This window comes from Rhizobium hidalgonense, from assembly GCF_002914525.1.
GTDB classification, from domain to species: domain Bacteria; phylum Pseudomonadota; class Alphaproteobacteria; order Rhizobiales; family Rhizobiaceae; genus Rhizobium; species Rhizobium hidalgonense.
Genome location: NZ_LODW01000102.1, coordinates 1 through 10,833 on the forward strand (window position 1 = coordinate 1; position 10,833 = coordinate 10,833).

The following is a 10,833-nucleotide window of genomic DNA, read 5'->3' on the forward strand; positions in this document are numbered from 1 at the left end:
AAACGAAGCACGTCTCGGTTATGCTCACGGCGAGCGATAGCAGTCCAGCTCATCGAAACCCCATTTGATGATCGTGTCCCAGCAGATGGTGTAGGTGGCGGGAGGTAGCAAAGCCGAGTGCCCGCGCGCTTCTCGTTGCGCTGTAGCGGGTGATCGGCTTTGCGGGCGGCCATGGGTGTTTTCCGCTAGGGTCGGGTTGTTCAAGACCAACCTGACGGAAAGACCACCGATGACCAATGACATGATGAACGTGCGCTCACTTGTTGAGAAGAGCGCGGATGCAGATTTGTTGCGTGAGATGATCGGCTTTGCTGCCGAGCGGCTGATGGAGCTGGAAGTAGGCTCGGCTACGGGTGCAGAGTTCGGCGAGAAGAACCCCATGCGGCTAGCACAACGCAATGGCTACCGTGACCGCGAGTGGGAAACGCGAGCTGGAACGGTCGAGCTTCGCATCCCGAAGCTGCGCAAAGGCAGCTACTTTCCGAGCTTCCTTGAACCGCGCCGCATGGCGGAAAAGGCTCTGACGGCCGTTATCCAGGAAGCGTATATCCAGGGAATCTCGACCCGTTCGCTTGGATTTCTGATCTTCGTGTTCATCCATGCTGCCGACATACAGGATCGCGACGGCGCGCACCCCATGTCCTCAAGGCGATCCGCCGCCGTTTTCCGTGGCTGCGCCACATCTTCGCCGATGGTGGCTACGCCGGAGCCAAGTTGAGGCGAGCAATGAGCGGCCATGGTGACTGGACGATCGAAATCGTCAAGCGTTCGGATCACGCCAAGGGCTTCGTCGTCCTGCCCAAGAGATGGGTGGTGGAAAGGACTTTCGCCTGGCTTGGACGCTGGCGCCGTCTCGCCAAGGATTGGGAGAAATCGATCGAAAGCGCAACCGCATGGGCGCAAATCACTTCAATCAGAATGCTCATAAGGCGCATCGCAAGATATTGGATATACGAATGAACTTTTGAATCGGGCTCTGAGAGAACCGCGTAACTCCGATATGCGACTGTCTGCAGCGCGTTCGCGTGACCGAAGTCATGGATTTGGCTTGTGAAAACAAACGCCGTGCCCGATTGTTCTGCTGTCAGCGAGGCATCGTAAACTAGACGGGCACCTTGTGGCCGCGTGCTCATGAATGCGACCACAGGTTGAGCCGGTCATTCCGACGTCGCCATTATAAGCCCCTGAAACAGCTTCGAGATGTCGATCCGAGATACCGGCTTTTCGCCAGTGGACGAACGGCCGGATGCGGAGGTGTGATCAGGTTCGGCGTCACGCACACCCGCGCCGGTTCGATGAGTTCATCGCCGCATTCAACCCCACGCCCTTTGATTTTGCCGGCGAGAACAATCGCAGCCCCGGCACGGCAATCGCGCAGTTCGCCAATGACATCATCGCGGGTGAATATACGGCCGCCGCCTACGCAGGCGTTTCCGTTTCGCGATATCGCGGCCGCAGCCTCCGCCCACTCAAACAGGAAATCCTCAGGGCCGTCGCCCGGCTGCGCCGCAATCCCGACTGGTCCCTCGCGGTCCTCGTGCCGGCGAACGTCTTGGCGGTTAGCGTCTTGAACGAAACGTCATGCAGGCCGAGTGCGCCCTGTTCGTCGAAACTGTCAGCCATATCGCCGCCGAAGACCTTAGCTTGCCGCTTTGAGCAAGCCGCGCCCCCGGCTGAAGCCGCTATCGTATATCCGTGCCCCTTTAATGTTCAGCGGCCATATCGCTGTAGCGGATAAAAAAGTCACATCCGTAGGTAAAGTCCAACAGCAACTGTTGAAAAAATGATCTTTTTACCGGAACGGCCCGACCTCAGAAGCGGATGGGGACCCTGACGATCGAGTGTCGTCGACTCTGGCCGGTTCCTGATCCGAGCGGCTGTCTGCGGTATCTGCTTTCCTGTTCAGGCTCATGCTTCCGTCTCCTTTTGCAATTTTTACCCCGCGTGAAATTTGAATGTGCTAATTGATTTGCTGTGAAGAAGGTCGGTTTCGGCTCTAATCCAACGGGATGGATACATGAGGCGCGCTCTGCATTTGAAGCAGATATTGTGTTCGCAACCTGCTCGAAGTTTGGACAACCCGTTGTTTGTCAAACACCGCCGAGGTGGTACTCTCTGGCCGCCGTCTCGGCCGCATCTAAACGATAATCTGCGATCCTAGTTCAACCACCCGGTTGGCGGGGAGGTGGAAATAGTCTGATGGTAGAGAGGCCCCATTCGCGAGGAGGATGAAGAACCGGTCCTGCCAGTAGGGCATGCCTGAATTGGTGTCCGGTATTACCTTCTGGCGGCCGAGATAGAAGGAGGTCGACATGATGTCGAACTTCAGTCCGGCCTTGCGTAACACTGCCAGGGCCTGCGAGACGTTCTGCGCTTCCATGTAGCCGAAGAGCAGTTCGACGCGGAAGAAGCGCTCGGAAATCTGCTCGATCCTGAAGCGGTCCTGGTTCAGGACGCGCGGCTTGTTGGCCGTGCGGATCGTCAGGATGACGTTGCGATCATGAAGCACATGGTTGTGCTTAAGATTGTGGAGAAGCGCGGCAGGCGCCGATTCCGGATCGCTGGTCAGGAAGATCGCGGTGCCCGGAACCTGGGCCGGCGAATGGTCGCTCTTACGCTCGATCGCGCTGACGAAGGAGGGGAGCGGAATATCGGTGTGGCGGGTCTTTTCCATCAGGATCGCGGTGCCGCGGCGCCAGGTCCACATGATGACGGTAAAGGCGGTGGCGATCAGGATCGGGATATAGCCGCCGTCGTGGATCTTCAAAAGATTGGCGCCGAGGAAGATCAATTCGAGCACGACCAGCGGCGCAAGCGCGACCACCGCAAGCGGAAGCGACCAGTTCCAGCGGGCCCGAACGAATTCGAAGGCCATGATCGAGGTGACGACCATGGCGCCGGTGACCGAGATACCATAGGCGGTCGCCAGCGCATCGGAGGTCTTGAAGCTCAGGACCAGGAAGATGACACCGATGAACAGCACGGCATTGACCGACGGCACGAAGATCTGCCCGGTATTGGTTTCCGAGGTGAAGAGGATTTCCATGCGCGGCAGGAAGCCGAGGTTGATGCCCTGGCGTACCATCGAGAAGGCGCCGGTGATGACCGCCTGGCTGGCGATGATCGTCGCGGCGGTCGCCAGAATGACGACCGGCAGCAGCGCCCATTTCGGGTACATCAGATAGAAGGGATCCGACATCGTCTCCGGCTTGCCGAGAACCAGAGCCCCCTGCCCGAGATAGTTCAGCGTCAGCGCCGGGAAGACCAGCAGGAACCAGGCCCACTGGATCGGGCGGCGGCCGAAATGGCCGAGATCGGCGTAAAGCGCCTCGGCGCCCGTCACCGTCAGAAAGACGGCGCCGAGCACGACGACGCCGTAAAAGCCCTCATGCAGCAGGAAGCTGACGGCATAATAGGGATTGAAGGCGGCGAGAATGCCGAAATCGTCGGAGATGTGGGAAATGCCGGCGGCGGCCATGACGAGGAACCAGACGGCGGTGATCGGGCCGAAGAACCTGGCGACGGCGCCGGTGCCGCGCGATTGCACGACGAAGAGCAGCGCCAGGATCACCACCGAAATCGGCACGATATAGTCCGACAAGCTCGGCGTGACGAGCTTCAGGCCCTCGACGGCCGAGAGCACCGACAGCGCCGGCGTGATCATCGCATCGCCGAGGAAGAGGGCGGCGCCCATCAGGCCGAGCAGCATAAGGATGGCGGTATGGCCGTTGGCGGTCTTCATCAACAGGGCAAGCAGCGACAGCGTGCCGCCCTCGCCCTCGTTGTCGGCGCGCAGCAGAAACAGCACATATTTGATCGTGACGATGATCGTCAGCGCCCAGATCATCAGCGAGATCAGGCTGATCACCTCGAAGCGGGTGAGGCCGTCATGGGCGATGGGCTTCAGCGCCTCGCGAAAGGCATAAAGCGGGCTCGTGCCGATATCGCCGTAGACGACACCGACGGAACCGAGCGCGAGATAGAACAGTTTGCTTGGCGTCATGTGGCCTTCGTGCGGATGGCTCTCTTCGGACATGAAGTTTCAACAAGCTCCTCAGAGCCAGCCTCTTTTTTCCCGCATCGCTTGGAGTGCCTAACAAAATTAGACGTTCGCAGCGGGTATAGATCATTGATCTGTCGAAGGACTCCTCGCTGACACAAGCCTTCTTTGAGAGCTTATCTCATGAACTCGACCGATCTGGAAAATTGAATCGAGCTTCATCTGTAGTGCTCAAGAGGTTCCAGGTCGCCGTGCAGATAAGCGCTGCGATCTGGCTCTTCATAGTCCTGAAGCGTGTTTCGCCCGCGGCTGGCACTGTTGCTTTTGCGAAGGCTGATCACTGACGCTGCACACGATACGCAGTGCCAATTTGTCGGGCACGTCCGCGCGTCTGCTGAGGCGCGACATTTTGATTTCGTTTGTAACAAGCGACTGTGCGTCGATTGAAATCGGTAGCGCGTTTAACATACAGATGGATGAAAGGCCTCATCGTATCCATCCGGCGAAGGCCGTCTGTCTTGATTTGCTGATTGGCTTTAAGTCCATACCTTATGTCATGCGCTACAATCATTTCCCCCATTGAGGTTCTGTCCGTCGACGATCTTGGTCGCCGTCGAGATTGGTCGGATGAAGAGAAGGTGCGGATTGTCGAAGAAAGTCTGCACGGATACCGGCAGGGTTCGGCGACAGCACGGCGTTATGGATTGTCGCGGTCATTGTTGACGACCTGGCGGCGGGAGTGCCGAAGCGGGCTTCTGAGCGTTTCCGCATCAACGAGCTTCGTGCCGCTTTCGATTTTGCCGCCGCCTGCAGCATCTTCCGAGATGATGGCTCCACTCCAGGCGGACGGCGATAAGTTGATCGAGATCGGCCTGCCGAACGGCCGACGACTGATGATCCCAGCCTCGCTTGATCCGACCATTCTTGCCCGCCTGTTGCCCGTCGTGGATGGGTCATGATCGCGTTTCCCGCTGGTGTGAAGGTCTGGATCGCGGGTGGCGTGACGGACATGCGTTGCGGCATGAACAGCCTGGCGCTGAAGGTCCAGCAAGGCCTTGGCCGTGGGACCCTGATGGCGGTGAGGTCTTCTGCTTCCGGGGTCGCAAGGGTGACCTGATCAAGGTCCTCTGGCATGACGGCGTCGGCATGTCGCTTTACCTGAAGCGGCTGGAAGCTGGAAAGTTCATCTGGCCGGTCAGCCAGAATGGCTCCGCCGTGCCTGTATCGTCGGCGCAGCTCGGCTATCTCCTGGAAGGGATCGACTGGCGCAACCCGCGCTGGACGCAGCGGCCTTCGAAGGCAGGCTGGCCGCCTGCATTCCTCTGTTTTTGTTGGGCTTTCGGCATGCGGCATGGTAGCTTTCGGCCATGGATGATGCTGCTTCGGAGATAGCCAGACTGCGCGCCGCGCTTGCGGCATCGGAAGCGCGTGCCGCCTCTGCCGAGGCCGACCTCGCACAGGTGCGCGCGGTCGTGACGACGTCTGAGGCGATGATCCGGCATCTCAAGCTCGAGATCGCCAAGATACGTCGCGAGCAGTACGGCCAGAGCTCGGAGCGCCGCGCCCGGCTGATCGAGCAAATGAAATTGCAGCTCCAAGAACTTGAAGCCGACGCCACCGAAGACGAGATCGCTGCGGAACGCGTGGCGACGAGAATCACAAATGTCTCCGCTTTCGAACGCCGCCGGCCGGCCCGCAAGCCGTTTCCCGAGCACCTGCCGCGCGAGCGCCTGGTCATCGATGCCCCGTCGACCTGCACCTGCTGCGGCTCGCCCCGCATCGTGAAGATGGGCGAAGACATCACCGAGACGCTGGAGATCATTCCGCGCCAGTGGAAGGTGATCCAGACGGTTCGCGAGAAGTTCACCTGTAGGGACTGCGAGAAGATCAGCCAGCCACCGGCCCCTTTCCATGCGACACCGCGGGGATGGGCAGGACCGCACCTGCTGGCGACGATCCTGTTCGAGAAGTTCGGCCAACATCAGCCATTGAACCGCCAGGCTGAGCGCTACGCCAGGGAAGGCGTCGCTCTCAGTCTCTCCACACTGGCCGATCAGGTCGGAGCCTGCACGACGGCCCTGCAGCCGATCCATGACCTGATCCGTGCCCATGTTCTGGCCGCCGAGCGGCTGCATGGTGACGACACCACCGTGCCGCTTCTGGCCAGGGGAGCAACAAAGCAGGCGAGGCTCTGGACTTACGTCCGCGATGACCGCCCTTTCGCGGGCGGCGCGCCTCCCGCCGCACTCTTCCACTTCTCTCCCGATCGCGAGAAGACCCACCCCAACACGCATCTCGCCGGATGGCACGGCACCCTGCAAGCCGATGCCTATGGCGGCTACAACGACCTCTATCGTGTCGACCGCCGCCCCGCGCTGGTGATCAGCGCACTTTGCTGGAGCCACGCGCGGCGCAAATTCTTCGAACTCGCTGACATCGCCGGCAACGTGCGCAAGGGCAAACCTGCCCACGAGATATCGCCCGTCGCGCTTGAGGCCGTTGCCCGCATCGACGCGCTCTTCGACATCGAGCGCGGCATAAACGGAATGCCTGCCGAGGATAGGCTCGCAGCGAGGCTGCAACATGCTCGCCCGCTCGTCGAAGAACTGCACGATTGGCTCATGGCCCAGCGCGGGCAAATGTCGAAGCACAACCCCGTCGCCAAGGCGATCAACTACATGTTCGAGAAGGAGGGTCGCTGGGAAGCCTTCGCCCGGTTCCTCGACGACGGCAGACTGTGTCTGACGAACAATGCCGCCGAACGAGCCCTGCGCGGCGTTGCTCTCGGAAGAACGGCATGGCTATTCGCCGGTTCCCAGCGCGGAGGCGAGCGTGCTGCCTTCATGTATTCCCTAATCGTCACGGCAAAGATGAACGATATCGATCCGCAGGCCTGGTTGGCGGACGTGCTCGCCCGCATGCCTGGCATTCCCGTATCACGGCTGCCGGAACTGTTGCCGTGGAACTTGCCCGCCGGAAGCGCCCGGCAGGTGGCGGCCTGATGGCGCGCCCGACGCATGTCTACACCATCGAATATGTCGCCACGCTGATCGGTGAGAACCTCGAGTTGCTTGAAGAAATCGCCAGCAATTCCGACAACATCGACTACGGCGAGATGATCCATGTCTACGACGGCACCGACGAGGGCATCACAACCTTTACCGACCGCGGCATCGAGAGCCTGCAGGAGTTCCTTGCCGACGTGCGCTCCTGGGAAGGCGGCGTTCGCCAATTTCTTCTCGACGAGCAACGTGATCCGGAAAAGATCGAACGCATCATGGCAGACGAGCCGTAATCATAAGCCCCGCGGCCTTGGCCGGATGGTTACGAACTATCTCCCTCACCAGGATGAGTACGGAGCGGATTCGGAGAGCCGATCGTTCATCTTATTGCGAACCTTGCAGGCGTCGATGAACCAATCGCGGAAGCTTCGCGAGCCAAGTTGTCGAGCGGAACGTCCTATTACGCTTACAAGAATGGTGAGAGCGACCCATTCAGTTTTGAGGCATGCTATTTCGAAACGGGATCGACTTTTTGGCCTCAAGCATCAAGTGACCGACGCCACCTGTTCGAGCAGCATCGGTCCGTCATGGCATCGATTTTAGGTTGTTGTCTGCCTATCGCCCAAAATCTGATCGCTCTCTGTGTTCTCGCTCGAAACCCCTACTCTGATGGGTATCTATAGTGCGTTTCACTAAGTCCGCTAAATGCATCTGAATTTCGGCTGCTTTCGACATGCGGCCGTAATCACTTCCCTGGTAACCAGTCACTAACTCTTGGATGGACTTTTCGATTCCGGTTATTATAGGGTCTAAATTTGATACGCTGCAACCGGTCCTTGAAGCACTTATTTTGTCTTCCCATTTTGTACGGAGCTCACTTCTACGTTCTGCTCGTTTCTGACAGATGTTAATTGCTGCATCTAGAACATGATGCTGTCCGTTGGATTCCAGAATGGTTTGTACCATCCGTCTTTGGAGCGGAGTCATTCTAACGTCGGCTTCGACAAGCGCTATCCCGCCCGCCACCATGAGCACGTCACTCATGTCTTCAAGTTCATCCGAGAAATATTCGAATGATTTCTGAAGGATAGCGTTGCTCTCGATCTGATCGAAAATCTTAAGATTCCCGGCCAGTCGTCCAATCGCCCAAGCTTGTTCCAAGCCGTGTTCCATGTTCATAACATGCGCCACGAGTTCACGTTTCCTAAATGCCGGTTGAAGATGTAAAGTCGCCTCAACGGCTTCAATGCGAACATGCGCGTACGCCCTGTGACCTGGATTATCGTCGGGATAATCGAAGCCACTCTCCGGAATCGCGGTGCGATAGATGATGTCGATTGCTTTGCTCAACCGGCTCAAACTGCGGTACAAAGCCCCGGTACTTTCATCGTTTTCCACGATGTTGCGCAATCTCTTACTGGTGCGTCGTAACGCATTTAGAGATTTCATCGTTTCTGGAGCTTCGTTGCTGACTAAGCAACCAAGAATCTTGCCGGCGGTGTCGGAATCCAACCGATCGAAAGCGTTCAAACTACTTGTAGCTTGACGGGTCGCATTCGTCCTATCCATAGCACGTTACCTAATTTCAACGCAGTACAATCATGATACCAGGCGCTTCCCGCGAAGTATTGTTTAATTGGGTTACGGATGCAATGTATGCCTCTGCCGAGGGCCCTCTGCCCTGATTTGGTGATTGGGGCGTTGGTGCGTGGATCGTTAATTGCATTGGCGTAGGTGGTCGGCAATCGCAATAACCGGTCTTTGCAACGATGCCTTTCAAACACAACGCCTCCCGACGCCATCGCATCAGCAAGATGAAGTTGGAGCTGACGAACTGGGCGGAATACGAGGCAGGTCTTCGTCGGCGCGGTAGCCTGACGCTTTGGATCTCGCCGGAGGCATTGTCGTCCTGGTGGGCGCCGAAGCGGACGACACGCGGTGGCCAGCCACGCTATTCCGATCTGGCGATCGAGACTGCTTTGACGCTGGGATTGGTTTTCGGCCTGCGTCTCCGACAGACGGAGGGCTTTGTTTCGTCGGTGCTGAAGCTGATCGGCCTGGATCTCGCTGTTCCCGATCACACGACGCTGAGCCGGAGGGCAAGCAAACCGAGAGCGCCAAAGAAACGGCAGGAGTTTCGTCTCCCGGACAAGGGACCCTCCACGTCCTCATCGACAGTACAGGCTTGCAGATCTACGGTGCAGGCCAATGGCTGGAAGAAAAGCAAGCAACAAAATCCCGTCGGGGATGGCGCAAGCTGCACTTGGCGCTGGATGCCGACAGCGGCGACATCATCGCACACGCCATGACGGACCAGGATGCCGGCGACGCCTCGCAGGTGGAGCCGCTGCTCGACCAGATCGACATGCCGATCGATCAGTTCACGGCCGATGGCGCCTATGACGGAAACCCGACCTATGAGGCCGTCGCCGGACACAGTCCTGACGCGGCGGTCGTCATTCCACCACGCGCCAATGCGATAGAACGGCCGGACGCCGGTCCCTCCCGCCAAAGAGACCGCCACATTGCGGCGATTAACGCCGATGGCCGGTTGAAGTGGCAAGTCGCTACGGGATATGGTAAGCGATCGCTAGTCGAGACCGCGATCGGTCGGTACAAATCGATCATCGGCCGCCGGCTAAGGGCACGCTCATTCGGCGCCCAGCAGACGGAGGTCGCCATCGGCTGCGCCGTCCTCAATCGAATGCTGGAATGTGCACGCCCGAATTCTGTCCGGTACAGACAAGCTACCGAGTAGCAAAGGCATCAAAGACAGACGTCCGCTTACACGGCGATCGCTGCACCAACGCCGTTCTGTCGACGACCTGGTCAAGGCCATGGGTATGAGCGGCATCTCCAAAAGCCAGGTGAGCCGCCTGTGCGAAGAGATCGACGTCAAAGTGAAGGCGTTCCTCGACAGGCCGATTGAAGGTGAGTGGCCATACGTCTGGGTGGACGCGACCTATCTCAAGGTCCGGCGTGGCGGCCGCATCGTCTCAGTCGCCGTCATTATCGCGGTCGGCGTCAACAGCGACGGTCGGCGCGAGGTCCTGGGTATGGAAGTTGGCACCTCGGAGGCCGAACCGATCTGGACGGAATTCCTCCGCAGGCTGACACGCCGCGGTCTACGCGGGGTGAAGTTGGTTGTCTCCGATGCACATGAGGGCATCAAGGCTGCCGTTTCCAAGGTTCTCAATGCCACTTGGCAAAGGTGCCGCGTTCACTTTATGAGGAATGTGCTGGCGCATGCTGGAAAGAGCGGCAGGCGGGTCGTATCCGCCTTCATCGCGACGGCCTTTGCCCAGGAGACGCCGGAGGCAGCAAGCGCTCAATGGCGCAGTGTCGCCGACCAGATCAGACCGAAAGTGCCGAAGCTCGCGACCATCATGGACGACGCTGAAGACGATGTCCTCGCCTACATGACCTTCCCGAAAGAGCACCGGGCAAAGCTGCACTCGACGAATCCAATTGAACGCCTCAACGGCGAAATCAAACGCCGCACTGAGGTCGTTGGCATCTTTCCGAACGACGATGCCATCGTCCGTCTCGTCGGTGCATTGCTGCTCGAACAGAATGACGAATGGGCCGTCCAGCGTGCCAGGTATCTGATGCTTGAGACCATGGCCCAAATGAGCGATGATCCCCAAATCAGCCTGCCCCGCTGTGGCACGCTGATATCCCCTTCCGACCCATGTCGGGAAAGCACGGCAATCAGCCGTCAGCTACACCACTCCCGTGGACACGATCTTTTTATCCAGATATCTAAGAGCCCGATTCAAAAGTTCATTCGTATATCCAATACCTTGCGATGCGCCTTATGAGCATTCTGAT

6 protein-coding genes and 5 pseudogenes are annotated in these 10,833 nt (G+C 58.6%); 8 read left to right on the forward strand and 3 right to left on the reverse strand.

The genetic code is table 11. The features are described 5' to 3' along the window. Window positions 1-244 precede the first annotated feature (244 nt). Together ATY29_RS37220 and ATY29_RS37225 are read left to right on the forward strand one after the other, a co-directional pair. A pseudogene (locus ATY29_RS37220) lies at window positions 245-514 on the forward strand (transposase); the annotation flags it as partial. Between the two features lie 42 nt (window positions 515-556). Beyond that, window positions 557-960, forward strand: a pseudogene (locus ATY29_RS37225) (transposase); the annotation flags it as partial. Window positions 961-1,116: 156 nt separating this feature from the next. On the opposite strand, the pseudogene ATY29_RS38030 reads toward ATY29_RS37225, so the two are convergent. Beyond that, window positions 1,117-1,239: pseudogene (locus ATY29_RS38030) on the reverse strand (IS5/IS1182 family transposase); the annotation flags it as partial. Between the two features lie 898 nt (window positions 1,240-2,137). Continuing rightward, a complete protein-coding gene (locus ATY29_RS29895) occupies window positions 2,138-4,036 on the reverse strand; it encodes a potassium transporter Kup (protein ID WP_011427392.1) in 1,899 nt (632 codons plus the stop codon). 515 nt (window positions 4,037-4,551) lie between these two features. Here ATY29_RS29895 and tnpA point away from each other — a divergent pair. Genes tnpA through ATY29_RS29920 form a run of 4 tightly spaced genes read left to right on the forward strand, consistent with a single transcriptional unit; the run spans window position 4,552 to window position 7,295 of the window. Then, window positions 4,552-4,959: an IS66-like element accessory protein TnpA gene (gene tnpA, locus ATY29_RS38585; protein WP_011427391.1), complete on the forward strand. Its 408-nt coding sequence runs from the start codon at window positions 4,552-4,554 to the stop codon at window positions 4,957-4,959. Window positions 4,960-5,014: 55 nt separating this feature from the next. Beyond that, window positions 5,015-5,392 (forward strand): IS66 family insertion sequence element accessory protein TnpB, encoded by a 378-nt coding sequence (gene tnpB, locus ATY29_RS29910; protein ID WP_073990410.1) that lies wholly within the window; start codon window positions 5,015-5,017, stop codon window positions 5,390-5,392. Beyond that, window positions 5,368-7,002: an IS66-like element ISRel24 family transposase gene (locus tag ATY29_RS29915; protein ID WP_011427389.1), complete on the forward strand. Its 1,635-nt coding sequence runs from the start codon at window positions 5,368-5,370 to the stop codon at window positions 7,000-7,002. Before tnpB ends, ATY29_RS29915 begins: the two co-directional genes overlap by 25 nt. Further along, a complete protein-coding gene (locus ATY29_RS29920) occupies window positions 7,002-7,295 on the forward strand; it encodes a hypothetical protein (protein WP_077991718.1) in 294 nt (97 codons plus the stop codon). Before ATY29_RS29915 ends, ATY29_RS29920 begins: the two co-directional genes overlap by 1 nt. A 322-nt stretch (window positions 7,296-7,617) precedes the next feature. Here the strand turns inward: ATY29_RS29920 and ATY29_RS29925 are convergent, their stop codons facing one another. Further along, window positions 7,618-8,571 (reverse strand): hypothetical protein, encoded by a 954-nt coding sequence (locus ATY29_RS29925; protein WP_011427388.1) that lies wholly within the window; start codon window positions 8,569-8,571, stop codon window positions 7,618-7,620. 200 nt (window positions 8,572-8,771) lie between these two features. On the opposite strand from ATY29_RS29925, the pseudogene ATY29_RS29930 reads away from it, so the two are divergent. After that, window positions 8,772-9,760 (forward strand): annotated as a pseudogene (locus ATY29_RS29930) (IS5 family transposase). 52 nt (window positions 9,761-9,812) lie between these two features. Further along, a pseudogene (locus tag ATY29_RS29935) lies at window positions 9,813-10,661 on the forward strand (IS256 family transposase); the annotation flags it as partial. Window positions 10,662-10,833 lie beyond the last annotated feature (172 nt).

Coding starts and splice junctions, on each gene's coding strand:
- ATY29_RS29895 (WP_011427392.1), bottom strand. CDS start 4,036: ATGTCCGAAGAGAGCCATCCGCACGAAGGCCACATGACGCCAAGCAAA.
- tnpA (WP_011427391.1), top strand. CDS start 4,552: ATGTCATGCGCTACAATCATTTCCCCCATTGAGGTTCTGTCCGTCGAC.
- ATY29_RS29915 (WP_011427389.1), top strand. CDS start 5,368: ATGGATGATGCTGCTTCGGAGATAGCCAGACTGCGCGCCGCGCTTGCG.
- ATY29_RS29920 (WP_077991718.1), top strand. CDS start 7,002: ATGGCGCGCCCGACGCATGTCTACACCATCGAATATGTCGCCACGCTG.
- ATY29_RS29925 (WP_011427388.1), bottom strand. CDS start 8,571: ATGGATAGGACGAATGCGACCCGTCAAGCTACAAGTAGTTTGAACGCT.